The organism is Pseudomonas sp. BLCC-B112, assembly GCF_028550695.1.
Lineage (GTDB): Bacteria > Pseudomonadota > Gammaproteobacteria > Pseudomonadales > Pseudomonadaceae > Aquipseudomonas > Aquipseudomonas danubii.
Genome location: NZ_JAQQGK010000001.1, coordinates 169,272 through 194,087 on the forward strand (window position 1 = coordinate 169,272; position 24,816 = coordinate 194,087).

The window sequence follows — 24,816 nt, forward strand, 5'->3', positions numbered from 1 at the left end:
AAAGGCGGTAATGGCTCGGGCTCCGTCGGTCAGTCGCTGAGGGCTTGGATGCGTACTTTGGCGGTGCCGCTGCGCAGCATGCCCAGCTGTTGCGCGGCAGCGCGGGATAAGTCGATCAGGCGGCCGCGGGTGTGCGGGCCACGATCGTTGATACGGACTACGACGCTTTTGCCGTTGCCCTGGTTGGTGACTTGCACTCGGGTGCCGAACGGCAGTTCGCGATGGGCCGCAGTGAGGCCGTTCTGATCGAAGGGCTCGCCGCTGGCGGTGCGTTTGCCATGATGGCGGGCGCCGTAATAGGAGGCTGTCCCGGTCTGGTCATAACCTCGAGGGTCGATGATATGGCTGCTAGCGCAGCCCGTGAGCAGAGCGAGCAGGGCACAGGCCACGAACCAGGGACGGGGAGTCATTATTCGCAGGAGCTGGCTTGCCAGCGAAGACGGGCTTGCATCCCCGCGATTTCGACTGACAAGCCAAGGCTGCATTTTTCGATCAGCCTTCGAGCTTGCTTTTCAGCAGCTCGTTGACCTGTTGTGGGTTGGCCTTGCCCTTGGAAGCTTTCATCGCCTGGCCGACGAAGAAGCCGAACATCTTGCCGCGCTTGGCCTCGTCGGCGGCGCGGTACTGTTCGACCTGTTCGGCGTTGGCCGCGAGCATTTCATCCAGCACTGCGGAGATCGCGCCGCTGTCGGTGACTTGCTTGAGGCCGCGCTTGTCGATGATCTCGTCGGCGCTGCCCTCGCCATTGGCCATGGCTTCGAACACGGTCTTGGCGATCTTGCCGGAGATGGTGTTGTCCTTGATCCGCAGCAGCATGCCGCCCAGTTGTTCGGCCGAGACCGGGGCTGCGTCGATTTCCAGGCCCTGCTTGTTGAGTAGGCTGCCCAGTTCGACCATGACCCAGTTGGCGGCGAGCTTGGCGTCACCGGCAATGCTGGCGACCTTCTCGAAGTAGTCCGCCTGCTCGCGGCTGGTGGCCAGGACGCTGGCGTCGTAGACCGACAGGCCGAACTGCTCCTGGAAGCGCTCGCGTTTCTGCGGTGGCAGTTCTGGCAGGGTGGCGCGTACCTGGTCGAGGAAGGAATCCTCGATAACCACGGGCAGCAGGTCCGGATCGGGGAAGTAACGGTAGTCGTTGGCTTCTTCCTTGCTGCGCATCGGACGGGTTTCGTCCTTGTTCGGGTCGTACAGGCGGGTCTGCTGGATCACTTTGCCGCCGTCTTCGATCAGATCGATCTGGCGACGGATCTCGCTGTTGATCGCCTTCTCGATGAAACGGAACGAGTTGACGTTCTTGATCTCGCAGCGGGTGCCGAACTCGACCTGGCCCTTGGGGCGGACCGAGACGTTGCAGTCGCAACGCAGCGAGCCTTCGGCCATGTTGCCGTCGCAGATGCCCAGGTAGCGAACCAGCGCGTGGATCGACTTGACGTAGGCCACGGCTTCCTTGGCGCTGCGCATGTCCGGCTCGGACACGATTTCCAGCAGCGGCGTGCCGGCGCGGTTCAGGTCGATGCCGGTGGCACCGTTGAACTCTTCGTGCAGGCTCTTGCCGGCGTCTTCTTCCAGGTGCGCGCGGGTGATGCCGACGCGTTTCATGGTGCCGTCTTCCAGAGGGATGTCCAGGTGGCCCTTGCCGACGATTGGCAGTTCCATCTGGCTGATCTGGTAGCCCTTGGGCAGGTCCGGGTAGAAGTAGTTCTTGCGGGCGAACACGTTGTGCTGGCCGATCTCGGCGTCTACCGCCAGGCCGAACATCACCGCCATGCGCACCGCTTCCTGGTTCAGCACTGGCAGTACGCCGGGCATGCCCAGGTCGATCAGGCTGGCCTGGGTGTTGGGCTCGGCACCGAAGGCGGTGGAGCTACCGGAGAAAATCTTCGATTGAGTGGTGAGCTGGGTATGAATCTCCAGCCCGATCACGACTTCCCATTGCATGTGTGTCTCCTCAGAAGCCGGTTGGGGTGCGGGTGTGCCAGTCAGTGTTCAACTGATACTGGTGCGCAACGTTGAGCAAGCGGCCTTCCTGGAAATACGGGGCGAGCAGTTGCACGCCGACCGGCAAGCCGTCGACGAAACCGGCCGGCATCGACAGGCCCGGCAGGCCCGCGAGGTTGGCGGTGATGGTGTAGACGTCTTCCAGGTACGCGGCGACCGGATCGCTGCTCTTGGCGCCGAGCTTCCAGGCCGGGTTGGGCGTGGTCGGGCCGAGGATGATGTCGACTTCGTTGAAAGCGGTCATGAAGTCGTTCTTCACCAGGCGACGGATTTTCTGCGCCTTGAGGTAGTAGGCGTCGTAGTAGCCGGCGGACAGCGCGTAGGCACCGACCATGATCCGGCGCTGCACTTCGCTGCCGAAGCCTTCGCCACGGGAGCGCTTGTACAGGTCTTCAAGGTTGGCCGGGTTCTCGCAACGGTAGCCGAAGCGCACGCCGTCGAAACGCGACAGGTTGGAGGAGGCTTCCGCCGGGGCGATCACGTAGTACGCGGGAATCGCGTGCTGCATGTTCGGCAGGCTGATTTCCTTGATCACCGCACCGAGCTTTTCCAGCTCCTTGATGCTGTTGTGGATCAGTTCGGCGATGCGCGGGTCGAGGCCGGCGCTGAAGTACTCCTTCGGCACGCCGATGCGCAGGCCCTGCAGCGAGCCGCTGAGGCTGGCGCTGTAGTCCGGCACCGGTTCATCGATGCTGGTGGAGTCGTTCGGGTCGAAGCCGGCCATGCCTTGCAGCAGGATCGCGCAGTCTTCGGCGGTGCGTGCCAGCGGGCCGCCCTGATCGAGGCTGGAAGCGTAGGCGATCATGCCCCAGCGGGAAACGCGACCGTAGGTCGGCTTCAGGCCGGTGAGGTTGGTGAAGGCGGCGGGCTGGCGGATCGAACCGCCAGTGTCGGTGGCGGTGGCCGCAGGCAGCAGGCGCGCGGCTACGGCGGCGGCGGAACCACCGGACGAACCGCCGGGCACGTGCTCCAGGTTCCACGGGTTTTTCACTGCGCCGTACCAGCTCGACTCGTTGGCCGAGCCCATGGCGAATTCGTCCATGTTGGTCTTGCCCAGGGTCACGGCCCCGGCAGCGGCCAGCTTGGCGACCACGGTGGCGTCATAGGGCGCCTTGAAGTTGTCGAGCATCTTCGAACCGCAGCTGGTGCGGATGCCTTGGGTGCAGAACAGGTCTTTGTGGGCGATCGGTGCGCCCAGCAGGGCTCCGCTCTCACCGTTGGCGCGACGTTCGTCGGCGGCCTTGGCCTGGCCCAGGGCCAGGTCTTGGGTGAGGCTGATGAAACTGTTGATCTGCGGATCCAACTGAGCGATGCGCGCCAGCAGGGTCTGGGTCAGTTCTACAGAGGAAAACTTCTTGTCGGCGAGGCCGCGGGCGATCTCGGCCAGAGTCATGTGGTGCATTGCAGGCTCTTTCCCTTTAGTCGATGACTTTCGGAACCAGATACAGGCCGCTTTCGACCGCTGGTGCGATGGACTGATAGGCCTCGCGATGATTGGACTCGGTCACAACGTCTGCGCGCAGGCGCTGGCTGGCTTCCAGAGGGTGGGCCAGGGGCTCGATACCATCGGTATCGACTGCCTGCATTTCATCCACCAGCCCGAGAATGCTGTTAAGGGCGGAGGTGATGTGTGGAAGATCGCCTTCATTGAGCTTGATGCTGGCCAAATGAGCGATTTTTTCCACGTCGGAGCGTTCAAGCGCCATGGGATTCTCCAGTGGAAAACAAAAACGGATTTCGTCCGCGTGTTAGATTGTCGGAACACTACCGCATTTCTACGGTCTTATGGCCGCGATTGTGGGGTTTGGTGCACAGAAAAGCGGCCAATTTAACATATTGGCGCCTTGCCCAAAATCCCTGTCGTTGTTAGAGTTTGCCGCACTTTTTTACCCACGCGTTGCCTAGGGTCCCTTTCCCATGTTCAAGAAACTGCGTGGCATGTTTTCCAGCGATCTTTCCATTGACCTGGGCACTGCCAACACCCTTATTTACGTGCGCGAGCGCGGTATTGTCCTGAATGAACCATCGGTTGTGGCCATTCGGACCCACGGTAATCAGAAAAGTGTTGTTGCGGTTGGTACTGAGGCCAAGCGCATGCTCGGTCGTACTCCGGGCAACATTGCCGCCATTCGTCCGATGAAGGACGGCGTGATCGCCGACTTCAGCGTCTGCGAAAAGATGCTGCAGTACTTCATCAACAAGGTTCATGAAAACAGCTTTCTGCAGCCCAGCCCTCGTGTGCTGATCTGCGTTCCATGCAAGTCCACCCAGGTTGAGCGTCGTGCCATCCGTGAATCGGCCCTTGGCGCCGGTGCCCGTGAAGTGTTCCTGATCGAAGAGCCAATGGCCGCTGCGATCGGTGCCGGCCTGCCGGTTGAAGAGGCCCGTGGTTCGATGGTCGTGGACATCGGTGGTGGTACCACTGAAATCGCCCTGATCTCCCTGAACGGTGTGGTTTACGCCGAATCCGTACGTGTTGGCGGCGACCGTTTCGACGAGGCCATCATCACTTACGTGCGTCGCAACTACGGCAGCCTGATCGGTGAGTCCACCGCTGAGCGCATCAAGCAGGAAATCGGTACTGCCTACCCAGGCGGCGAAGTACGTGAAGTCGACGTACGCGGCCGTAACCTGGCTGAAGGTGTGCCACGTGCCTTCACCCTGAACTCCAATGAAGTGCTGGAGGCTCTGCAGGAGTCCCTGGCAACCATCGTTCAGGCGGTGAAAAGTGCCCTGGAGCAATCGCCTCCGGAACTGGCTTCGGACATCGCCGAGCGCGGCCTGGTGCTGACCGGTGGTGGCGCTCTGCTGCGTGATCTGGACAAGCTGTTGGCCCAGGAAACCGGTCTGCCGGTGATCGTTGCCGAAGATCCGCTGACCTGTGTTGCTCGCGGCGGTGGCCGTGCATTGGAAATGATGGACAAACACACCATGGACCTGCTCTCCAGCGAGTAACTTCGCCGGTTGCATCTATGCTGTTGCGCTCACAGGCAGCACTTTGCAGTGCTGCCTGTGGCGTTTATCTTCTGTCAATCTGCATCCAGGCCGGTTTGATGCCGTATGAATAAACACAACATTTGCCTGGGAGGAGCGGCTTATTAAACCGCTTTTCGCCAAAGGCCCCTCATTGGGCGTGCGCCTCCTGGTGCTGGTCGTACTGTCGGTCGCACTAATGGTGGTCGATGCCCGCTTCACACTGCTCAAGCCAGTGCGTAGCCAGATGTCGCTGGTGTTGATGCAGTCCTACTGGATCACCGACCTGCCGCAGCGGCTATGGCAGGGCGTTGCCAGTCAGTTCGGCAGTCGCACCGAGCTGGTCGCTGAAAACGAAAAACTCAAGACCGAAAACCTGCTGCTGCAGGGGCGCATGCAAAAGCTCGCAGCCCTGACCGAGCAGAACGTGCGTCTGCGCGAATTGCTCAACTCTTCGGCACTGGTCAACGAGAAGGTCGAAGTGGCCGAGTTGATCGGCATGGACCCCAACCCCTTTACCCATCGCATCATCATCAATAAAGGTGAGCGTGATGGCGTGTTCCTCGGCCAGCCGGTGCTCGATGCCCGTGGCTTGATGGGGCAGGTGGTGGAGTTGATGCCTTATACCTCGCGCGTCCTGTTGCTGACCGACACCACCCACAGCATTCCGGTACAGGTCAATCGCAACGGCCTGCGGGCCATTGCCAGTGGCACTGGCAACCCGGAGCGCCTGGAGTTGCGCCACGTGGCCGACACCGCCGATGTCAAGGAAGGCGATTTGCTGGTCAGTTCGGGCCTTGGCCAGCGTTTCCCCGCTGGATATCCGGTGGCCACGGTCAAGGAAGTGATCCACGATTCCGGTCAGCCATTCGCCATTGTGCGAGCGGTGCCCACTGCTGCGCTGAACCGCAGCCGTTACCTGTTACTGGTATTCAGTGATCCGCGCACGGCCGAAGAGCGGGCCAATGATGCGGCCCAGGCTCAGGAAGCCCAGGACCAGCAGGGTGGCAATCCCACCCCGGCGGTGCCGGCCACGGTGCCCAAGCCTGCGGTGACTCCAGCTGCCACTGCCGCGCCTGCCACTGCCCCCACTGCTGCACCGGCGGCTCCGGTCAAGCCGGCCGCCCATGCGCCGGCCAAGCCGGTCAATAAACCTGTGGTGAAACCGGCGGCCCAGCCTCCGGCTGCGGCACCGGCCACCACCGGAGGAAGAGAATAATGGCGGGTAGCACCTATTCGCAAAACGGCTGGATCGTCTGGCTGACGTTTCTGATCGGCATGCTGCTGAGTGTGTCGCCTTTGCCTCAGTTCATGGAAATCCTGCGCCCGCTATGGCTGGCCCTGCTACTGGCCTTTTGGGCCCTGGCCCTGCCGCACAAGGTGGGCATGGTCACGGCTTGGTGCCTTGGGCTGGCGGAGGATGTGCTTTACGGCACGCTCCTGGGGCAGAACGCCTTGATCCTGACTCTGATCACCTTCCTCGTGCTATCCCTGCAACAGCGTCTGCGGATGTTCCCGATGTGGCAGCAGAGTTTGGTGATCCTGGTGATCTTTGGCTTGGCGCAGTTGGTCCAACTCTGGCTCAGCGCCCTGACCGGTAATCGCCAGCCGACCCTGGCGCTGGTCCTGCCAGCCCTGGTCAGTGCGCTGTTGTGGCCGTGGGTCAGCTTTGGCCTGCGTGGGTTGCGCCGACGTTTCAAAATCAATTAATTCGGTCAGGCATTGGCCCGCACCTCGACAGGGAGATGTCTTGATGAATCCGCTTTACCTCGCTTCCGGTTCGCCCCGTCGGCGTGAGCTGCTCACCCAGATCGGTGTGCCCTTCACCGCCATCAGCGCGGACATCGATGAAACTCCGCTGGCTGATGAATCCCCTGCGGCTTATGTCGAGCGTCTTGCCCGTGGCAAGGCGGCGGCCGGGCGCGCCCTGATCACCAGCAGCGAATCCCGGGCCCCGGCCTGTGTGCTGGGAGCCGATACGGCCGTGGTGCTGGATGGGCGGATCCTCGGCAAACCGTTGGACCAGGCCGACGCCCTGGCGATGCTCATGGCGCTGGCCGGGCGCGAGCACGAAGTGTTGACTGCCATTGCCCTGCTCGACGGGGAGCGCTGCGAGTCGAGAGTGGTGCGCAGCCTGGTGCGGTTTCGCGCCATCTCCCCTGAGGAAGCGAGCATCTACTGGGCCAGCGGCGAGCCTCGGGACAAGGCCGGTGGTTATGCAATCCAGGGGCTTGCGGCGGTGTTTGTGTCAGGGCTCAATGGCAGTTACTCCGCTGTGGTTGGCTTGCCGGTGTGCGAAACCGCAGAACTGCTTGGCCATTTCGGCATACCCTGTTGGCAAAACCTTCCAGTGCGCTAAAGCGCCGTACCCGACTGCTGCGGCCTTCTATGAACACGCCTGAACGAGACACTGCCATGAGTGAAGAGATTCTGATCAACATCACGCCGATGGAATCACGGGTGGCGGTGGTCGAAAACGGAGTGCTGCAAGAGGTTCACGTCGAACGGACCCAGCGCCGCGGTATCGTTGGCAACATCTATAAAGGCAAGGTGGTGCGGGTATTGCCCGGCATGCAGGCCGCTTTCGTCGATATCGGCCTGGACCGCGCAGCGTTTATTCATGCTGCGGAAATCTCCACCCGTGAAGGTACGGCGGTGGAAAGCATCAGTGCCCTGGTGCATGAAGGGCAGAGCCTGGTGGTGCAAGTCACCAAGGACCCCATCGGCACCAAGGGCGCCCGACTGACCACCCAGTTGTCGATTCCTTCACGTTATCTGGTGTACATGCCCCGTACCGCCCATGTCGGCATCTCGCTGAAGATCGAGGATGAAGCCGAGCGTGAGCGCTTGAAGCAGGTGGTCAGCGACTGCGTGGCCCAGGAAGGCATCAAGGAGGCGGGCGGGTTCATCCTGCGTACTGCCGCCGAGGGCGCCGGGGCCGATGAGATCCTGATGGACATTCGCTACCTGCGTCGGCTCTGGGATCAGATCGGTGTTCAGATCAAGACCATTGGCGCGCCCAATGTGATCTACGAAGACCTGGGCCTGGCGCTGCGTACCCTGCGGGATCTGGTGAGCCCGAAAATCGAGAAGATCCGCATCGACTCCCGGGAAACCTTCCAGAAGACCACCCAGTTCGTTGCCGAGCTGATGCCGGAAATCGCCGATCGCCTGGAGCACTACCCCGGTGAGCGGCCGATCTTCGACCTGTACGGCGTCGAGGATGAAATCCAGAAGGCCCTGGAGCGCAAGGTGCCACTCAAGTCCGGTGGTTATCTGGTGGTGGACCCGGCAGAAGCCATGACCACCATCGACGTCAACACCGGGGCCTTCGTCGGTCATCGCAATCTTGAGGAAACCATCTTCAAGACCAACCTCGAAGCCGCTACCGCCATTGCCCGGCAACTGCGCCTGCGCAACCTGGGCGGGATCATCATCATCGACTTCATCGACATGGAAGACGAGGAGCATCAGCGTCAGGTACTGCGGACCCTGGAGAAGCAGCTGGAGCGCGATCACGCCAAGACCAACATCATCGGCATCACCGAACTGGGCCTGGTGCAGATGACCCGCAAACGCACGCGCGAGAGTCTGGAGCAGGTGCTCTGCGAGCCCTGCAGCAGTTGTCAGGGACGGGGCAAGCTGAAGACCCCGGAAACCATCTGTTACGAAATATTCCGTGAAATCCTCCGTGAGGCCCGGGCTTATCAGGCAGAAGGGTATCGAGTGCTGGCCAATCAGAAAGTGGTGGATCGTCTGCTGGACGAAGAGTCGGGCAATGTGGCGGAGTTGGAAGGTTTTATCGGCCGTACCATCAGGTTCCAGGTCGAAACCATGTACTCCCAGGAACAATACGACGTGGTGCTGCTCTGATTTCCCGTGTTTTACACCACTGGAAACGGCTGGCTTCAGCTTTTTGCATGACTTTTGCCATGGGAGCCAACTGAGATGGAGCGGCTGATCCGCTTGTTCACCACGCTGATTCGCTGGGGGCTGGGTTCCTGCGCGTTGCTGTTGGTGGTGACGGCCTTGTACGTCAGCCTGGGTCGGGAACTGACTCCGCTGGTGGCTGAGTACCAGGCCGAGGTCGAAGCCAAGGTGCAGCAGGCCGTGGGGCTGCCGGTGCATATCGGTAGCCTGGAAGGGCGTTGGAGCGGACTGTCGCCGATTCTCCTGGCACACGATGTGATGGTGGGCGAGGGGGCCAACGCCCTGCGCCTGGACCAGGTCAGCGTGGCCCCGGACATGCTCGGCAGCCTGTTGGCCCGTGACCTGCGCATAGGGCGCCTGGAGCTCAGCGGTCTGAGTCTGAGCCTCAAGGAAGGCGCGGACGGCCAATGGCAATTGCAAGGCCTGCCAATGCAGCAGGACCAACCCATGGATCCGGGACAACTGCTGACTCGCTTGCAGCAAGTCGCGGAACTCTCCCTGTTGGACAGCCAAGTCACTTTACTGCCGCAGGATCATTCGCCGCTGGCCCTGACCTATGTCGGACTCAATCTGCGCACCGGTCCCAGCCGCCAGCGCCTGGACCTGCGCCTGACCCTGCCTGATGGGCAGCCCCTGGCCGTCAACCTGCGCACACGCATCCAGGCGGATGCATGGCGCGACGCCCGGGCCGAGCTGTACCTGAGCCTGCCGCAAAGTGACTGGTCGCGCTGGCTGCCGGCCCGTGTCACTCAGCAATGGAAACTCTCCGAACTCAAGGCCGGTGGCGAGCTGTGGCTGACCTGGGCCAAGGGCACAGTGCAGAGCGCGGCGCTGCGCTTGAATGCGCCACAGCTCAGCGGCGCCTATGCCGAGCGCACGCCAGTCACCCTGAAGAATCTGGCGTTGAATGCCTTCTTCCAGCGCAGCGATCAGGGCCTGCAGGTACAACTCGATTCCCTGGCGCTGAGCCTTGGCGAAACCCGTTGGGAATCGCGTCTGCAACTGCAGCAAACCCAGGCCGGCGATAACCGTGAAGAACTCTGGCATCTGCAAGCCGACCGCCTGGACCTGACGCCGCTCACGCCGATCCTCAATGCCCTGGCACCTTTGCCGCAAGGCCTGGCCACCACCATCGAGCGCTTGAAGGTTAGCGGCGGGCTGCGCAATGTGCTGCTCGACTATCGCCCCCAGAACACCGGCGACCAGCGGCTGAGCTTTGCCGCCAACCTTGATCGGGTCGGCTTCGACGCCTATCACGGCGCTCCGGCGGCGCGAAACGTCAGTGGCAGCATCAGCGGCGACCTGGGCAAGGGCGAGCTGCGCATGGACAGCAAGGATTTCTCCCTGCACCTGTACCCGATCTTCGCCAAGCCCTGGCAGTACATCCAGGCCAACGCCACCCTGACCTGGAAGCTCGACAAACAAGGTTTCACCCTGATCGCGCCCTACCTCAAGGTGCTGGGGGAAGAGGGCAAGATTGCCGGCGATTTCCTGATCCGGCTGCACTTCGACCACAGCCAGGAAGACTACATGGACCTGCGGGTCGGCCTGGTGGACGGCGATGGGCGCTACACCGCCAAGTACCTGCCCCAGGTGCTCAGTCCGGCGCTGGATGAATGGCTGCGCACGGCGATCCTCAAGGGCGCGGTGGATGAGGGGTTCTTCCAGTACCAGGGTTCGCTCAACCATGACGCTATCGAGGCGGCTCGCAGCATCAGCCTGTTCTTCAAGGTGCATGACGCCGAACTGGCGTTCCAGCCGGGCTGGCCGCACCTGAGCAAGATCAGCGGCGATGTGTTTGTCGAAGACAGCGGCGTACGCATCGTCGCCAGCAAGGGGCAGCTGTTGGATACCAAGGTGCGGGATGTTTTCGTCAACATTCCCCATTCCGTTGCCGGTCAGAGCAGCCACATGTTCATCGACGGCAGTTTTGCCGGCGGCCTGGGTGACGGGGTGAAGATTCTGCAGGAAGCGCCGATCGGCACCGCATCGACCTTTGCCGGCTGGCAGGGCGAGGGCGACCTGCAAGGCAAGCTGAACCTGGACATCCCCCTGGTCAAGGGCGAGGAACCGAAGATCCTGGTGGACTTCAAAACTGACAAGGCGCGCCTCAAACTCAGCGAACCCGAGTTGGAACTGACCCAGCTCAAGGGCGACTTCCGCTTTGACAGTGCCAGGGGCCTGAGTGGCTCAGGGATCAGCGCCCAGGCTTTCGATCGGCCGGTCACGGCGCAGATTTTTGCCGATGGCAAGCCAGGCAAGCCCAATACCCGAGTGGTTGCCAAGGGTCAGGTTACGGTGAAGAAACTCACCGACTGGTTGAAAGTCAGCCAGCCGTTGCCGGTGTCCGGCGAAGTGCCCTTTCAGTTGCAACTGAACCTTGACGGTGCCGACAGTCAATTGATGGTCAACTCCAGCCTCAAGGGCATGGCGGTGGACCTGCCGGCGCCGTTTGGCATGGCTGCCAGCACCGGGCGTAACAGTGTGTTTCGCATGACCCTGCAAGGGGCCGAGCGGCGCTACTGGTTCAAATACGGCGAGTTGGCCGACTTCACTTTCGCGGCGCCCAGCGGCAAGCTCGCCGAGGGTCGGGGCGAACTGTTCCTCGGCGATGGTGCGGCCTTGCTGCCTCCTGGCAAAGGGCTGCGGGTACGGGGGATTCTCTCCGAGCTGGATGTGGAACCGTGGAAGGCCCTGGTGGATCGCTATGCCGGAAAGGACCCGGGGGGCAGCGCCAAGCAGTTGCTCAGCAGTGCGGACTTCAAGGTCGGCAAGCTCAGCGCCTTCGGCACCTCGCTGGATCAGGTCAACCTGCTGCTGAGCCGCAAGCCCACTGCCTGGGAGCTGCAGATCGACAGTCAACAGGCCAAGGGCAAAGTCGGGATTCCCGATGCCAAGGTGGCGCCAATGGTCATCGACATGGCGTATGTGCGCCTGCCGGCCGCCGACCCGACGGCCCAGACCGATGAAAATGCACCTGATCCTTTGGCTTCGGTGGACCCGAAGAACGTTCCGCCACTGGATATATCCATTGCCCAATTGTTCCAGGGCCAGGACCTGATCGGTCGCTGGGCGCTCAAGGTTCGGCCGACGGCCAAGGGCATGGTCTTCAATGGCCTGAACCTGGGCCTCAAGGGCATGCAGTTGCAAGGCGAGGGTGGCTGGGAAGGTCAGGCCGGTGCCAGCAGCAGTTGGTACCGTGGCCGTATTGGTGGCAAGAACCTGGCGGATGTGCTCAAGGGCTGGGGCTTCGCACCGACCGTGACCAGTGAAGACTTTCACCTGGATGTCGATGGCCGCTGGCCGGGCTCACCGGCCTGGGTGGGCTTGAAGCGCTTCTCCGGCAGCCTGGACGCCACCCTGCGCAAGGGGCAGTTCGTTGAAGTCGAAGGCGGGGCCCAGGCCCTGCGGGTATTCGGCCTGCTCAACTTCAACTCCATCGGCCGGCGCCTGCGCCTGGACTTCTCCGACCTGTTCGGCAAGGGCTTGAGCTATGACCGGGTCAAGGGCGTGCTGGCGGCGAGCAATGGTGTGTATGTCACTCGCGAACCGATCACCCTCACGGGGCCGTCGAGCAATCTGGAGCTCAATGGCACCCTGGATATGGTGGCCGATCAGGTGGACGCCAAGCTGCTGGTGACCCTGCCGGTCACCAACAACCTGCCGATTGCCGCGCTGATCGTCGGGGCGCCTGCGGTGGGTGGGGCGTTGTTCCTGATCGACAAGCTGATCGGAGACCGCGTGGCGCGCTTTGCCAGCGTCAAATACAACGTCAAAGGCCCGTGGAAAGATCCCCAAATCACCTTCGACAAGCCGTTTTGAGAATCCTCGATTCGTGCCTATGGAGTAGCATGGCGGCCTACCCTACAAGGAGTTCGCCATGTCTCTTGCGGTGATTCAAATGGTCAGCCAGAGCGATGTGCTGGCCAATCTGAACCAGGCTCGGAGCCTGCTTGAGCAAGCCGCCGTTGCTGGTGCCAAGCTGGCCGTGCTGCCGGAAAACTTCGCCGCCATGGGCCGCCGCGACATGGCGGCCATCGGTCGCGCCGAAGCCCTGGGCGAAGGTCCGATCCTGCCATGGTTGAAACAGACCGCCCGCGACCTCAGGTTATGGATAGTGGCCGGCACCTTGCCGCTGCCCCCCGAGGATCAGCCCGAGGCCAAGGCCAACGCCTGTTCTTTGTTGGTGGACGATCAGGGACAGATTGTGGCGCGCTACGACAAGCTGCATCTGTTCGATGTCGACGTGGCGGACAATCGCGGACGCTATCGCGAATCCGATGACTATGCTCATGGAGACCGCGTGGTAGTGGCGGATACGCCGGTGGGTCGGTTGGGGCTGACGGTTTGTTATGACCTGCGCTTTCCCGAGCTGTACAGCGAATTGCGCGCCGCCGGCGCTGAATTGATTACCGCGCCTTCGGCTTTTACCGCGGTGACCGGCGCCGCCCATTGGGAGGTGCTGATCCGGGCCCGGGCCATTGAAACCCAGTGCTACCTGCTGGCGGCGGCCCAGGGTGGCGTGCATCCCGGCCCACGGGAAACCTACGGCCACGCGGCCATCGTCGACCCATGGGGACGCGTGTTGGCGGAGCAGGATCAAGGTGAGGGCGTGCTGTTGGCCGAGCGCGACAGCAGTGAACAGGCGTCCATCCGGGCGCGGATGCCGGTGGTCAGTCACCGGCGCATTTTCTCGCAAGGCGTTCAACGGCTTGCATAAGTACGACGAATTTAAGGCCAAAGCATATGAGCGGGTTGTTGTCCTCAGTCAGTGAACATCTTCTAGCCCCTGGCGGCGTGACCATCGAAAGCTTGCAGGGCGTGCTGGGGGATCTGGCCGGCCCGGGCATCGATGCCGCCGACCTGTATTTCCAGGGGCAGATTTCCGAGTCCTGGTCCCTGGAAGACGGGATCGTCAAGGAAGGCAGTTTCAACCTCGACCAAGGGGTGGGTGTGCGTGCGCAGTCCGGGGAGAAGACCGGCTTTGCCTACAGCAACGCCATCACCCTGGAAGCCCTGGGGCTGGCGGCCCGTGCGGCGCGTTCGATCTCCCGGGCCGGACAGAACGGTACCGTGCAGGCATTCACCAGCCAGGACGTGGCGCAACTGTATGCGCCGGACAATCCTCTGGAAGTCATCAGCCGGGCCGAGAAAGTCGAACTGCTCAAGCGAGTGGACGCGGCGACTCGTGCTCTGGACCCGCGTATCCAGCAGGTCAGCGTGAGCATGGCTGGGGTCTGGGAGCGGATTCTGGTGGCCTCGACGGACGGCGGCCTGGCGGCGGATGTGCGGCCGTTGGTGCGCTTCAACGTCAGCGTCATCGTCGAGCAGAATGGCCGCCGCGAGCGCGGTGGTCACGGTGGCGGCGGGCGTACCGATTACCGCTATTTCCTCACTGAAGATCGGGCCATGGGCTATGCCCGTGAAGCGCTGCGTCAGGCCCTGGTCAATCTCGAAGCCATTCCGGCACCGGCGGGCACCTTGCCGGTGGTACTCGGCTCCGGCTGGTCCGGTGTGCTGCTGCACGAAGCCGTGGGCCACGGCCTGGAAGGCGACTTCAACCGCAAGGGCAGCTCTGCCTACAGCGGCCGCATGGGCGAGAGGGTGGCCTCCAAGCTCTGCACCATCGTCGACGACGGCACCCTGGCCGGTCGCCGCGGTTCCCTGAGCGTGGACGACGAAGGCACCCCGACCGAATGCACCACCCTGATCGAGAACGGTGTGCTCAAGGGCTATATGCAGGACAAACTCAATGCCCGCCTGATGGGCGTGGCCCGCACTGGCAACGGGCGTCGTGAGTCCTACGCGCACTTGCCGATGCCGCGCATGACCAACACCTACATGCTGGCTGGCGAAAGCGATCCGGCGGAAATCATCGCCTCGGTGAAGAAGGGTATCTACTGCGCCAACCTTGGCGGCGGCCAGGTGGACATCACCAGCGGCAAGTTCGTGTTTTCCACCAGCGAGGCGTATCTGATCGAAGACGGCAAGATCACCGCACCGGTCAAGGGCGCGACCCTGATTGGCAATGGTCCTGAAGCGATGAGCCGAGTGTCGATGGTGGGCAATGATTTGTCCCTGGACAGCGGCGTTGGCACTTGTGGCAAGGACGGGCAATCAGTGCCGGTAGGCGTCGGTCAGCCGACCTTGAAGATCGATGCGATCACCGTGGGTGGCACAGGGGCATAAGAGAAGAGGGCGCCGGGTGAACTGCTGGGCAGCTCACCCGTGGAGGACTCAACGCAGACCGCGTTGGGTCTCGTCCAGCTCGCGGATGTACTTGAAGATTTTACGGCTGGAGGCCGGCGCCTTGTTATGGGCCACCTCGTGCTGGGCCTGACGAATCAGGGAGCGCAGTTGCTGGCGATCGGCGTCAGGGTATTCACTGACGAACTTTTCCAGAACGTCATCGCCGCCGCCGATCAGGCGGTCACGCCAACGTTCCAGGTTGTGGAAACGTTCGTTGTACTGCCGGGTGGAGGCGTCGAGTTGGTCGAGCAGTTGCAGAATCGCGTCGGTGTCCTGGTCACGCATCAGCTTGCCGATGAATTGCAGGTGGCGCTTTCGGGCGATATGGGCGACGTGCTTGGGCGCATCCGCCAGGGCCCGGCGCAAGGCGTCGGTCAACGGCAGTTTGTTCAGCAAGTCAGGCTTGAGAGTGGTAAGGCGCTCGCCGAGATCAACCAGAGCATGCAGCTCGCGTTTGACCTGGGATTTGCTTTTCTCCCCATCGAGGGAGTCGTCGTAAGAATCAACCATGGTGGCAGTCCGCAAAGAAACGCCGCCATGATAACCAGTCGAGGGCCGCTTGTCCGGCCCGGTCGCTCGCCGGCCTTAATCGAAAGCAGAATTTGAGTGGAGAACAGCATGAGTGCAGCACAAAGCGTCGGCCCACAGGCTTTGCCGGCCCTGCAGGAGCAAGTCGAGCAGATCGTTGCCGAGGCCAAGCGCCAGGGGGCCAGTGCCTGCGAAGTAGCGGTGTCTCTGGAGCAGGGCCTGTCGACTTCGGTGCGCCAGCGGGAAGTGGAAACCGTGGAGTTCAACCGCGACCAGGGCTTTGGCATCACCCTCTATGTGGGCCAGCGCAAGGGTTCGGCCAGCACCTCTGCCAGCGGCCCCGAGGCCATTCGTGAAACCGTGGCCGCGGCCCTGGCAATCGCCAAGCACACCTCCGAAGACGAAGCCTCGGGGCTGGCCGATGCATCCTTGATGGCCAAGGACCTGCAGGACTTCGACCTGTTCCATGCCTGGGACATCACCCCAGAGCAGGCCATCGAGCAGGCCTTGGCCTGTGAAGCTGCGGCCTTTGCCGCCGACAGCCGGATCAAGAATGCCGACGGCACCACCCTGAGCACCCATCAGGGCTGCCGGGTGTATGGCAACAGTCACGGTTTTATCGGTGGTTATGCCTCCACTCGCCACAGTCTGAGTTGCGTGATGATTGCCGAGGCTGACGGCCAGATGCAGCGCGACTACTGGTATGACGTCAATCGCCAGGGCCAGTTGCTGGCCGACCCTGCGAGCATTGGTCAGCGTGCTGCCCAACGCGCGGCCAGTCGACTTGGCGCCCGCCCGGTGCCGACCTGCGAAGTGCCGGTGCTGTTTTCTGCGGAACTGGCCGGCGGCCTGTTCGGCAGTTTTCTCGGCGCGATTTCCGGCGGCAATCTGTATCGCAAGTCATCCTTCCTTGAAGGCGCCTTGGGCCAACAGCTGTTTCCCCAGTGGCTGACCATCGATGAGCGTCCGCACCTGATGCGCGCCATGGGCAGTTCGGCGTTTGATGGTGACGGCCTGGCCACTTACGCCAAGCCTTTCGTCAAGGACGGGGAGTTGGTGTCCTATGTGCTGGGCACCTATTCGGGTCGCAAGCTGGGCATGCCGAGTACCGCCAACGCCGGTGGCGTGCACAATCTGTTCGTCACCCATGGCGATGAAGACCAGGCGGCGCTGCTGCGGCGTATGGGGCGTGGCCTGTTGGTGACCGAGTTGATGGGGCATGGCCTGAACATGGTCACTGGGGATTACTCCCGTGGTGCGGCGGGTTTCTGGGTCGAGAATGGCGAGATCCAGTTCGCGGTGCAGGAAGTCACCATTGCCGGTAATTTGCGGGACATGTTCAAGCAGATCATTGCCGTGGGTAACGACCTGGAACTGCGCAGCAACATCCGCACCGGCTCGGTGCTGATCGAACGCATGACCGTCGCTGGCAGCTGACTGCCCTCCTGAGTCACCCAAACGCGCCACCTCCCCGGGTGGCGCGTTTTTTTATGCCTGGCGCTTTCTAAGCTGGCTTGCCAGCGAAGGCGTCCTGACGCTCGATACCCGGCACAAGGGCTCATTCGCCGCCAAGTCGGCTCTTACAAGGGTTGGGCAAAATTCGTACAAGTCAGATTGATTTGATTCTCAATATCATTTAATAATGAAAATCATTATTCAATGAGCCCAGGTCATGAGTTCTGCCTTGCACGAGCAGCCCTACCTCGAAAGCTGGCGCTGGATGAGTCGCCAGATCCGTTGCGCACTGGAACCGGACGAACCGCGTCTGATCGAGCATTACCTCGCCGAGGGCCGCTACCTGGCCTGCTGCACCGCGATGTCGGCCTGGACCGTCGCTGAAACCTCCTTCCGTTTGTTGATCGATACCGCTACCGATACTGCGCTGCCCTGGCACTGGCGCAGCCTGTGCCTGGATCAGGCCTGGCGGCCATTGCGTGACATGGAGCGGTTGTCTTTGTGCAAGTGCCGGCTCAAGCGCTGGCAAAGCCATGCCTGGCAACTGGCGACCTGTTCGCTGCTGCCTTCCATTCCTCTGATTGAACTGGTGCAAGGATTTCCCGATGAGTAATACCCGTATCGAACGAGACAGCATGGGCGAACTGCAGGTCCCTGAGCAGGCCTTGTATGGCGCGCAGACTCAGCGCGCGGTGGATAACTTTCCCATCAGCGGGCAACGTATGCCGGCAGCCTTCATTCGTGCCCTGATTCTGGCCAAGGCTGCAGCGGCCGAGGCCAACGTCGAGCTTGGGCAGCTCAGCGCGTCCCAGGGCAAGGCCATTGTCGATGCCGCCCAGGGGCTGTTGGAAGGCGACTACATGCAGCACTTTCCGGTGGACATCTTCCAGACCGGCTCCGGTACCAGTTCCAACATGAACGCCAACGAAGTGCTGGCGACCCTGGCCAGCCGCCTGTTGGGCGAGCCGGTCAATCCCAATGACCACGTCAACTGTGGTCAGAGCAGCAACGACATCATTCCCACCACCATTCACGTCAGCGCAGCCCTGACCCTGCATGAGCAACTGCTGCCGGCACTGGTGCACCTGGTGGAGGTCATCGAACGCAAGGCGGTGCAGGTGCATCCCTTCATCAAGACCGGTCGTACCCACCTGATGGATGCCATGCCGGTGCGAATGAGCCAGGTGCTGGACGGTTGGGCGCAGCAGCTCAAGGCCAATATCGCTCACTTGCAGGACCTGCTGCCGAGCCTGCAGGCCCTGGCTCAGGGCGGCACCGCCGTGGGTACTGGAATCAACGCTCACCCCGAGTTCGCTGCGCGCTTCAGCCGGCAGTTGAGCAAGCTGACCCAGGTGCAGTTCACCCCGGGCAAGAACCTGTTCGCCCTGATCGGCTCACAGGACACGGCGGTCACGGTGTCCGGCCAGCTCAAGGCCACTGCGGTGTCGTTGATGAAGATCGCCAACGACCTGCGCTGGATGAACTCCGGTCCACTGGCGGGGCTTGGCGAGATCGAGCTGGAGGGGCTGCAGCCGGGCTCGTCGATCATGCCGGGCAAGGTCAATCCGGTGATTCCGGAAGCCGTGGCGATGGTCGCGGCCCAAGTCATTGGTAACGACAGCACCATCACCGTGGCCGGGCAATCGGGCAACTTCGAGCTCAACGTGATGCTGCCGATCATTGCCCAGAACCTGCTCGGTAGCATTGAACTGCTGGCCAACTCCAGTCGCCTGTTGGCGGACAAGGCCATTGCCAGCTTCAAGGTCAACGAGCCCAAGCTCAAGGAAGCACTATCACGCAACCCGATCCTGGTGACTGCTCTGAACCCGATCATCGGGTATCAGAAGGCCGCTGAAATTGCCAAGACTGCCTACAGGCAAGGTCGCCCGGTGATCGACGTGGCACTTGAACTCACTGATCTGCCACGCAGCCAACTTGAGGTCCTGTTGGACCCGGAAAAACTCACCGCAGGCGGCGTGTAACTCCCAACACCGCTTTGGAGGCTCACCATGGAGCACTGGAAACGCACGATCGAAAGGGCCAATCGCCTCTTTATGCAGGGCGAACTGGTGGATGCTCGCGAGTTCTACCTGCAGGCACTGGCCTTGGCTCAGGTGTTGTTCGAGCGCTGGGGGGATGCCGACGAGGCGGTGGCAGCCTGTGTGATTTCCCATCACAACCTGGCGGACCTGCATTTGCGCCTGAACCAGCCGGAGGAGAGCGCAGAGTACCTCTGCGCGATCCACCAGCGCCTGCTGCAGACCATGCAGGACAGCCGCCTCAGCCCTGCCTTGCGCGAGGCGGCTTTGCGCCAGAGCAGCAAGACCTACGTCGAACTGCTGAATTTCATCGGTGATCACGGTGAGTACCCCCGTACTCATCGTTTGCTGGACAGCAACGTCGCGGGCCTGTCAGCCGACAGCCCGCTAGCCGACAGCCCCTCTTACGGAGCCCATTGATATGTCCTTTACCTTGCCTGCACTGCCTTATGCCTACGACGCCCTGGAACCGCACATCGACGCGCAGACCATGGAGATTCACTACAGCAAGCACCACCAGACCTACATCAACAATCTCAATGCCGCTGTAGAAGGCACTGAATGGGCGGGCTGGGAAGTCGAGAAACTGGTGGCCAGCGTCCAGCAACTGCCGGAAAAACTTCGGGCCGCGGTGATCAACCAAGGGGGCGGCCACGCCAACCATTCGCTGTTCTGGGCGGTCATGACCCCGGCCGGCGGCGGTAAGCCCGAGGGTGCCCTGGCTCAGGCAATCGAGCAGCAACTGGGTGGTTTCGAGCGCTTCAAGGAGGCGTTCACCAAGGCTGCGCTGACCCGTTTCGGCAGTGGCTGGGCCTGGCTCAGCGTGACTCCGGAGAAAAAACTGCTGGTGGAAAGCAGCGGTAACCAGGACAGCCCGCTGATGAATGGCAACACGCCGATTCTCGGTCTGGACGTGTGGGAGCACGCCTACTACCTGCGTTATCAGAACCGTCGGCCGGAATACATCAATGCGTTCTACAACGTGATCAATTGGCCGGAAGTCGCTCAACGCTATCAGGCCGCGATGGCCTGATACCTCCATTCATAACAAGACCTAAGGCCGACTATGGGCACTGAAACACTGGCGATCAGCAGCGGACGGATGTTTCGTTATGCCTTCGGTTCGCTGTTGCTGTTGGCGGGCACTGCGCTGCTGGTGGCTCAAGGGCTGAGCTGGCTGGATCTGGAACCAAGGTTGTTGCGCGCCTTGCAGGGTGGCTCGATCTGCGCGTTGGGCACGGCACTGGGGGCGGTCCCGGTGCTGGTGATCCGCAGAATGCCGATGGCCGTGAGCGATACGTTGCTGGGTTTTGGCGCTGGGGTGATGCTGGCGGCGACGGCGTTTTCGCTGATCGTTCCCGGTATTGCCGCTGCTCAAGACTTGGGCTTGTCTGCCTGGGGCTCCAGTGGCCTGGTTTGCGCCGGCATCATGCTGGGGGCTTTTGGCTTGTTCCTGGTGGATCGCAAGGTGTCGGGAGCCAGCCCCGAAGTGCTGGTAGGTACGGCGGAGCATCCGGTGATTGCGCCACGCATCTGGCTGTTTGTCTTTGCCATCATTGCCCACAACATTCCGGAAGGCATGGCGGTGGGGGTGTCGGCAGGGGGCGGCATGGCGGACGCGGACAGCTTGGCCATGGGGATTGCCCTGCAGGATGTACCGGAGGGGCTGGTGATCGCTCTGGTGCTGGCGGGGGCGGGGATGTCGCGGGTCAGGGCATTTCTGATTGGCGCCGCTTCAGGCTTGGTAGAGCCGGTCTTTGCCTTGCTCTGTGCCTGGTTGGTGAGTCTGGCGCAGGTGCTGCTGCCGCTGGGGTTGGCCTTGGCGGCGGGAGCCATGTTGCTGGTGGTGACTCACGAAGTCATTCCCGAGTCCCGCCGCAATGGTCACGAAAAGCTCGCCAGCCTCGGATTGTGCATCGGCTTTTGCCTGATGATGGTGATGGACACGGCGCTTGCCTGAGGGCCGTTTGGCGAGTGGCCCGCAGGGGCTTACTCGCCCTCGTCGAAGTAGTTGTTGATCAATGCCACCAGCGCATTCAGCGCTTCCTGTTCCTGCTCGCCTTCGGTCTTCAGATGGATCTTGGTGCCCTTGCCTGCGGCGAGCATCATCATGGCCATGATGCTTTTGCCGTCCACCATTGACTCCGGGCTCCTGCCGGCGCGGATCTGGCAGGGGAACTGTCCCGCTACACCGACGAATTTGGCTGAGGCGCGGGCGTGCAAACCCAGTTTGTTGATGATCTCGATTTCCAGAGCTGGCATCGCGGGGTAGATCCTTTCAGCTAAGGTCGCGGTGGCGAACCTGGACGTTCTTCAGGGTTTTTTGCAACACCTTGCCCAGGCGCTCGGTCAGGTACACGGAGCGGTGATGTCCGCCGGTGCAGCCAATGGCAATGGTCACGTAGGCGCGGTTGCTGGCAGCGAAGCGTGGCAGCCACTTGAGCAGATAGCTTTCGATGTCCTGGAACATTTCTTCGACATCGGGCTGTGCGGCCAGGTATTCGGCCACGGGAGCGTCCAGACCGGATTGGGCGCGCAGTTCGGGCTTCCAGTACGGATTGGGCAGGCAGCGCACGTCGAACACCAGGTCGGCGTCCACCGGCATGCCGCGCTTGAAACCGAAAGACTCCACCAGGAACGCGGTCCCGGGTTCGGGTTGGTTCAGCAGGCGCAGCTTGATGGTGTCCCGCAATTGGTAGAGGTTCAGATTGGTGGTGTTGACCTTGAGGTCGGCCAGATCGACGATCGGCCCCAGCAGTTGAGTCTCATCGTGGATGGCTTCAGCCAGCGAGCGATTGGCACTGCTCAGCGGGTGGCGCCGCCGGGTTTCCGAGAAACGCTTGAGCAGGGTTTCCTCATCGGCGTCCAGATAGAGCACGTCGCACTGGATATGCCGGCTGCGCACTTCTTCCAGCAACTCGGGGAAGCGCGACAGATGGCTGGGCAGGTTTCGGGCGTCGATGGAAACCGCTACCAGAGGTTGTGCCAGTTCCGTGTGAATCAACGCGCGCTCGGCCAGCTCGGGCAGCAAGCCGGCGGGAAGGTTGTCGATGCAGTAGTAGCCGTGGTCCTCAAGAACATCGAGGGCGGTGCTTTTACCTGAGCCGGAGCGGCCGCTGACAATGATCAAGCGCATGGTTACTGACCGTTTTGCTCGTCCAGGACAACCTGATACAAGGCTTCATTGCTGGTGGCACTGCGCAGCCGGTCACGGACTTCCTTGCGATCGAGCATGCTGGCGATCTGCCGGAGCAGTTCCAGGTGTGCGTCGGTAGCGGCTTCCGGAACCAGGAGGACGAACAGCAGATCCACGGGTGCACCGTCGATGGCGTCGAAATCGATCGGAGCGTCCAGGTGCATCAATGCACTGATAGGCGACTCACAGCCTTTGAGGCGGCAGTGGGGAATGGCGATGCCGTTGCCAAAACCGGTGGAACCGAGTTTTTCACGGGCGATCAGGCTCTCGAAGACATCCTGCATCTCCAGATCAGGCACTTCGCGGCTGATCAGGTTGGCAATTTGTTCGAGGGCGCGTTTTTTACTGCCGCCCGGCACGTTCACCAGGGAACGGCCGGGGGTCAGGATGCTTTCAAGTCGGATCATGAGAGGGGAGTGTTAGCGACCCGTGCCTTGGAGAAGGTGGAGTTGCTTTTCCTTATGCTTTTTCAGTTGGCGGTCAAGCTTGTCCGTGAGCAGGTCGATTGCGGCATACATATCGTCATGTTCTGCATTGGCGACGACCTCCCCACCGTGGATGTGCAGGGTGGCTTCGATTTTCTGCTTCAGCTTCTCGACAGCCATGGTGACCTGCACATTGGTAATCTTGTCGAAGTGCCGCTCCAGCCGGTCGAGTTTCTCGCCGATGTAAGCGCGCAGAGGTTCAGTCACTTCGAGTTGGTGTCCACTGATGTTGACTTGCATACAGCTTCTCCTTCGTTGCCAGTGCATAACGCGACAGGCTGGGTTGCCTGCCACCTAGACCGCGTTTGAAACCGACTTTCGGCCTGTTTCAAACACACTCTGAAACGCTGTGGCCAGCCCGGCGGCTACATCAACCGCTTCCGTTCGCTGGAAGGCGCGATCCCAAGGGATTCGCGGTACTTGGCGACGGTACGACGGGCTACCTGAATGCCTTGTGCCTCCAGTAAACCAGCGATCTTGCTGTCACTCAACGGCTTTTTCTGATTTTCCGCAGCCACCAGTTTTTTGATGATCGCGCGGATCGCCGTGGACGAGCATTCGCCGCCTTCGGAGGTGCTGACGTGGCTGGAGAAAAAGTATTTCAGTTCATATATGCCCCGGGGGGTATGCATGAATTTTTGCGTGGTTACACGGGAAATGGTCGATTCGTGCATGCCCACAGCTTCAGCGATGTCATGCAGAACCAGAGGTTTCATGGCTTCGTCGCCGTACTCCAGGAAGCCTCGTTGGTGCTCGACGATCTGAGTGGCGACTTTCATCAGGGTTTCGTTACGGCTCTGCAGGCTCTTGATGAACCAGCGAGCTTCCTGCAACTGATTGCGCATGAAGGTGTTGTCGGCACTGGTGTCGGCGCGGCGAACAAAGCCGGCGTACTGTGCGTTGACCCGCAGGCGTGGCACCGATTCCTGATTCAGCTCCACCAGCCAGCGCTCGTTGTCCTTGCGCACGATGACGTCCGGTACCACGTACTCGGCTTCGCTGGATTCGATCTGTGAGCCCGGGCGCGGATTGAGGCTCTGCACCAGTTCGATGACTTGACGCAGTTCGTCTTCCTTGAGCTTCATGCGGCGCATCAGCTGGCTGTAGTCGCGACTGCCCAGGAGGTCGATGTAGTCACTGACCAGGCGCTGGGCTTCGCTCAGCCAGGGAGTTTTCGCTGGCAGTTGGCGCAGTTGCAGCAGCAGGCATTCACCCAGGTTGCGGGCGCCGATGCCGGCTGGCTCGAATTGCTGGATGCGGTGCAGGACGGCTTCGATCTCGTCCAGCTCGATGTCCAACTCCGGATCGAAGGCCTCGAGAATCTCTTCAAGGGTTTCGTCCAGGTAACCCTGATTGTTGATGCAATCGATCAGGGTCACGGCGATCAGGCGGTCGGTATCCGACATTGGCGCCAGGTTCAGTTGCCAGAGCAGGTGGCTTTGCAGGCTCTCGCCGGCCGATGTGCGAGTGGTGAAGTCCCATTCATCATCATCACTGCTGGGCAGGCTGCTGGCGCTGGTCTGGTAGACGTCTTCCCACGCGGTGTCCACCGGTAGCTCGTTGGGGATGCGTTCGTTCCATTCGCCTTCCTCGAGGTTATCCACCGTGGGGGCGGTTTCCTGGTAGGAGGGTTCCTGAATCTCGGTGTTGGGTTTGGACTCGGTGTTGTCGGCCAAGGGGTCGCTGTTGTCGAAGTCTTCGCCATCTTCCTGGCGTTCGAGCATCGGGTTGGACTCCAGGGCCTCCTGGATTTCCTGTTGCAGGTCCAGGGTCGACAATTGGAGCAGGCGGATGGCCTGTTGCAGCTGCGGTGTCATCGTCAGCTGCTGGCCCATTCTCAGGACTAGCGATGGTTTCATGGCAGGGGCTTAACACCTTATTTGCCGGCGCACATGCGCCATCCACTACAGGGCGCCGGAGCGCCAAACATAAGCAAATTATATGCCTGAAACTGAAGTGTTTG

The 24,816-nt window shown here is 61.6% G+C and carries 24 protein-coding genes; 14 read left to right on the forward strand and 10 right to left on the reverse strand.

Going from position 1 to position 24,816, the window contains the following annotated elements; genetic code table 11:
- Nucleotides 1–29: 29 nt before the first annotated feature.
- The 4 genes from PQT43_RS00765 to gatC form a co-directional block, all read right to left on the reverse strand.
- Nucleotides 30–410: a septal ring lytic transglycosylase RlpA family protein gene (locus PQT43_RS00765; protein ID WP_110596015.1), complete on the reverse strand. Its 381-nt coding sequence runs from the start codon at nt 408–410 to the stop codon at nt 30–32.
- Nucleotides 411–492: 82 nt separating this feature from the next.
- On the reverse strand, nt 493–1,938 hold the full coding sequence (gene gatB / locus PQT43_RS00770) for an Asp-tRNA(Asn)/Glu-tRNA(Gln) amidotransferase subunit GatB (protein WP_102878366.1): 1,446 nt from the start codon (nt 1,936–1,938) through the stop codon (nt 493–495).
- A 10-nt stretch (nt 1,939–1,948) separates the two neighbouring features.
- Nucleotides 1,949–3,400: an Asp-tRNA(Asn)/Glu-tRNA(Gln) amidotransferase subunit GatA gene (gene gatA, locus PQT43_RS00775; protein ID WP_102878367.1), complete on the reverse strand. Its 1,452-nt coding sequence runs from the start codon at nt 3,398–3,400 to the stop codon at nt 1,949–1,951.
- 16 nt (nt 3,401–3,416) lie between these two features.
- Nucleotides 3,417–3,704, reverse strand: coding sequence for an Asp-tRNA(Asn)/Glu-tRNA(Gln) amidotransferase subunit GatC (gatC, locus tag PQT43_RS00780; RefSeq protein ID WP_011059250.1), 288 nt, complete (start codon nt 3,702–3,704; stop codon nt 3,417–3,419).
- Between the two features lie 211 nt (nt 3,705–3,915).
- On the opposite strand from gatC, the gene mreB reads away from it, so the two are divergent.
- The 8 genes from mreB to tldD all read left to right on the forward strand — a co-directional run bounded on the left by mreB (nt 3,916) and on the right by tldD (nt 15,090).
- The gene (mreB, locus tag PQT43_RS00785) at nt 3,916–4,953 is read left to right on the forward strand and encodes a rod shape-determining protein MreB (protein WP_002555108.1); all 1,038 of its coding nucleotides are present in this window, start codon (nt 3,916–3,918) and stop codon (nt 4,951–4,953) included.
- Between the two features lie 142 nt (nt 4,954–5,095).
- Nucleotides 5,096–6,190 carry a rod shape-determining protein MreC gene (gene mreC, locus PQT43_RS00790; protein ID WP_267270016.1) on the forward strand — a complete coding sequence of 365 codons (1,095 nt, stop codon included), beginning with the start codon at nt 5,096–5,098 and terminating at the stop codon, nt 6,188–6,190.
- Nucleotides 6,190–6,681 carry a rod shape-determining protein MreD gene (gene mreD, locus PQT43_RS00795; protein WP_102861138.1) on the forward strand — a complete coding sequence of 164 codons (492 nt, stop codon included), beginning with the start codon at nt 6,190–6,192 and terminating at the stop codon, nt 6,679–6,681. Before mreC ends, mreD begins: the two co-directional genes overlap by 1 nt.
- A gap of 43 nt (nt 6,682–6,724) precedes the next feature.
- Nucleotides 6,725–7,330 (forward strand): Maf family protein, encoded by a 606-nt coding sequence (locus PQT43_RS00800; protein ID WP_102861139.1) that lies wholly within the window; start codon nt 6,725–6,727, stop codon nt 7,328–7,330.
- 56 nt (nt 7,331–7,386) lie between these two features.
- The gene (gene rng / locus PQT43_RS00805; protein WP_102861140.1) at nt 7,387–8,844 is read left to right on the forward strand and encodes a ribonuclease G; all 1,458 of its coding nucleotides are present in this window, start codon (nt 7,387–7,389) and stop codon (nt 8,842–8,844) included.
- 75 nt (nt 8,845–8,919) lie between these two features.
- Complete coding sequence (locus tag PQT43_RS00810; RefSeq protein WP_272753393.1) at nt 8,920–12,723, forward strand: YhdP family protein; 3,804 nt, start codon at nt 8,920–8,922, stop codon at nt 12,721–12,723.
- 58 nt (nt 12,724–12,781) lie between these two features.
- The gene (locus PQT43_RS00815; protein ID WP_102861142.1) at nt 12,782–13,621 is read left to right on the forward strand and encodes a carbon-nitrogen hydrolase family protein; all 840 of its coding nucleotides are present in this window, start codon (nt 12,782–12,784) and stop codon (nt 13,619–13,621) included.
- 26 nt (nt 13,622–13,647) lie between these two features.
- A complete protein-coding gene (gene tldD, locus PQT43_RS00820) occupies nt 13,648–15,090 on the forward strand; it encodes a metalloprotease TldD (protein WP_102861143.1) in 1,443 nt (480 codons plus the stop codon).
- Nucleotides 15,091–15,138: 48 nt separating this feature from the next.
- Here tldD and yjgA read toward each other — a convergent pair whose 3' ends face one another.
- Complete coding sequence (gene yjgA, locus PQT43_RS00825) at nt 15,139–15,660, reverse strand: ribosome biogenesis factor YjgA (protein ID WP_102861144.1); 522 nt, start codon at nt 15,658–15,660, stop codon at nt 15,139–15,141.
- A gap of 108 nt (nt 15,661–15,768) precedes the next feature.
- Here yjgA and pmbA point away from each other — a divergent pair, with 108 nt between their 5' ends.
- From pmbA to PQT43_RS00855, 6 genes are all read left to right on the forward strand, one after another.
- Entirely contained in the window at nt 15,769–17,115 is a 1,347-nt protein-coding gene (pmbA, locus tag PQT43_RS00830; protein WP_102861145.1) for a metalloprotease PmbA, read from the forward strand.
- Nucleotides 17,116–17,350: 235 nt separating this feature from the next.
- Nucleotides 17,351–17,746: a FagA protein gene (locus PQT43_RS00835; RefSeq protein WP_102861146.1), complete on the forward strand. Its 396-nt coding sequence runs from the start codon at nt 17,351–17,353 to the stop codon at nt 17,744–17,746.
- Nucleotides 17,739–19,115: a class II fumarate hydratase gene (locus PQT43_RS00840; protein WP_102878373.1), complete on the forward strand. Its 1,377-nt coding sequence runs from the start codon at nt 17,739–17,741 to the stop codon at nt 19,113–19,115. The genes PQT43_RS00835 and PQT43_RS00840 overlap by 8 nt, the downstream gene beginning before the upstream one ends.
- Nucleotides 19,116–19,142: 27 nt before the next feature.
- Nucleotides 19,143–19,592 carry a hypothetical protein gene (locus PQT43_RS00845; RefSeq protein ID WP_102861148.1) on the forward strand — a complete coding sequence of 150 codons (450 nt, stop codon included), beginning with the start codon at nt 19,143–19,145 and terminating at the stop codon, nt 19,590–19,592.
- Nucleotide 19,593: 1 nt separating this feature from the next.
- Nucleotides 19,594–20,205, forward strand: a complete 612-nt coding sequence (locus PQT43_RS00850) for a superoxide dismutase (protein WP_102861149.1) — start codon at nt 19,594–19,596, stop codon at nt 20,203–20,205.
- A gap of 33 nt (nt 20,206–20,238) precedes the next feature.
- The gene (locus tag PQT43_RS00855) at nt 20,239–21,132 is read left to right on the forward strand and encodes a ZIP family metal transporter (RefSeq protein WP_102878375.1); all 894 of its coding nucleotides are present in this window, start codon (nt 20,239–20,241) and stop codon (nt 21,130–21,132) included.
- A 29-nt stretch (nt 21,133–21,161) separates the two neighbouring features.
- Here the strand turns inward: PQT43_RS00855 and PQT43_RS00860 are convergent, their stop codons facing one another.
- From PQT43_RS00860 to PQT43_RS00880, 5 genes are all read right to left on the reverse strand, one after another.
- Nucleotides 21,162–21,434: an HPr family phosphocarrier protein gene (locus PQT43_RS00860; RefSeq protein WP_041115979.1), complete on the reverse strand. Its 273-nt coding sequence runs from the start codon at nt 21,432–21,434 to the stop codon at nt 21,162–21,164.
- Nucleotides 21,435–21,450: 16 nt separating this feature from the next.
- Entirely contained in the window at nt 21,451–22,308 is an 858-nt protein-coding gene (gene rapZ, locus PQT43_RS00865) for an RNase adapter RapZ (RefSeq protein WP_016966640.1), read from the reverse strand.
- Nucleotides 22,309–22,310: 2 nt separating this feature from the next.
- Nucleotides 22,311–22,775 carry a PTS IIA-like nitrogen regulatory protein PtsN gene (gene ptsN / locus PQT43_RS00870; RefSeq protein WP_011059267.1) on the reverse strand — a complete coding sequence of 155 codons (465 nt, stop codon included), beginning with the start codon at nt 22,773–22,775 and terminating at the stop codon, nt 22,311–22,313.
- A 12-nt stretch (nt 22,776–22,787) separates the two neighbouring features.
- On the reverse strand, nt 22,788–23,093 hold the full coding sequence (gene hpf / locus PQT43_RS00875) for a ribosome hibernation-promoting factor, HPF/YfiA family (protein ID WP_016966642.1): 306 nt from the start codon (nt 23,091–23,093) through the stop codon (nt 22,788–22,790).
- Nucleotides 23,094–23,218: 125 nt separating this feature from the next.
- Nucleotides 23,219–24,712, reverse strand: a complete 1,494-nt coding sequence (locus PQT43_RS00880) for an RNA polymerase factor sigma-54 (protein WP_102861151.1) — start codon at nt 24,710–24,712, stop codon at nt 23,219–23,221.
- Between the last annotated feature and the right edge of the window lie 104 nt (nt 24,713–24,816).

Bases quoted from the DNA above. Each gene is read 5' to 3' on its own strand.
- PQT43_RS00850 (WP_102861149.1), top strand. From the start codon at position 19,594: ATGTCCTTTACCTTGCCTGCACTGCCTTATGCCTACGACGCCCTGGAA.
- gatA (WP_102878367.1), bottom strand. From the start codon at position 3,400: ATGCACCACATGACTCTGGCCGAGATCGCCCGCGGCCTCGCCGACAAG.
- mreB (WP_002555108.1), top strand. From the start codon at position 3,916: ATGTTCAAGAAACTGCGTGGCATGTTTTCCAGCGATCTTTCCATTGAC.
- PQT43_RS00840 (WP_102878373.1), top strand. From the start codon at position 17,739: ATGAGTAATACCCGTATCGAACGAGACAGCATGGGCGAACTGCAGGTC.
- PQT43_RS00835 (WP_102861146.1), top strand. From the start codon at position 17,351: ATGAGTTCTGCCTTGCACGAGCAGCCCTACCTCGAAAGCTGGCGCTGG.
- pmbA (WP_102861145.1), top strand. From the start codon at position 15,769: ATGAGTGCAGCACAAAGCGTCGGCCCACAGGCTTTGCCGGCCCTGCAG.
- yjgA (WP_102861144.1), bottom strand. From the start codon at position 15,660: ATGGTTGATTCTTACGACGACTCCCTCGATGGGGAGAAAAGCAAATCC.
- PQT43_RS00810 (WP_272753393.1), top strand. From the start codon at position 8,920: ATGGAGCGGCTGATCCGCTTGTTCACCACGCTGATTCGCTGGGGGCTG.
- PQT43_RS00860 (WP_041115979.1), bottom strand. From the start codon at position 21,434: ATGCCAGCTCTGGAAATCGAGATCATCAACAAACTGGGTTTGCACGCC.
- ptsN (WP_011059267.1), bottom strand. From the start codon at position 22,775: ATGATCCGACTTGAAAGCATCCTGACCCCCGGCCGTTCCCTGGTGAAC.
- gatC (WP_011059250.1), bottom strand. From the start codon at position 3,704: ATGGCGCTTGAACGCTCCGACGTGGAAAAAATCGCTCATTTGGCCAGC.
- PQT43_RS00845 (WP_102861148.1), top strand. From the start codon at position 19,143: ATGGAGCACTGGAAACGCACGATCGAAAGGGCCAATCGCCTCTTTATG.
- mreD (WP_102861138.1), top strand. From the start codon at position 6,190: ATGGCGGGTAGCACCTATTCGCAAAACGGCTGGATCGTCTGGCTGACG.
- PQT43_RS00880 (WP_102861151.1), bottom strand. From the start codon at position 24,712: ATGAAACCATCGCTAGTCCTGAGAATGGGCCAGCAGCTGACGATGACA.
- hpf (WP_016966642.1), bottom strand. From the start codon at position 23,093: ATGCAAGTCAACATCAGTGGACACCAACTCGAAGTGACTGAACCTCTG.
- PQT43_RS00800 (WP_102861139.1), top strand. From the start codon at position 6,725: ATGAATCCGCTTTACCTCGCTTCCGGTTCGCCCCGTCGGCGTGAGCTG.
- tldD (WP_102861143.1), top strand. From the start codon at position 13,648: ATGAGCGGGTTGTTGTCCTCAGTCAGTGAACATCTTCTAGCCCCTGGC.
- gatB (WP_102878366.1), bottom strand. From the start codon at position 1,938: ATGCAATGGGAAGTCGTGATCGGGCTGGAGATTCATACCCAGCTCACC.
- PQT43_RS00855 (WP_102878375.1), top strand. From the start codon at position 20,239: ATGGGCACTGAAACACTGGCGATCAGCAGCGGACGGATGTTTCGTTAT.
- rapZ (WP_016966640.1), bottom strand. From the start codon at position 22,308: ATGCGCTTGATCATTGTCAGCGGCCGCTCCGGCTCAGGTAAAAGCACC.
- rng (WP_102861140.1), top strand. From the start codon at position 7,387: ATGAGTGAAGAGATTCTGATCAACATCACGCCGATGGAATCACGGGTG.
- PQT43_RS00815 (WP_102861142.1), top strand. From the start codon at position 12,782: ATGTCTCTTGCGGTGATTCAAATGGTCAGCCAGAGCGATGTGCTGGCC.
- PQT43_RS00765 (WP_110596015.1), bottom strand. From the start codon at position 410: ATGACTCCCCGTCCCTGGTTCGTGGCCTGTGCCCTGCTCGCTCTGCTC.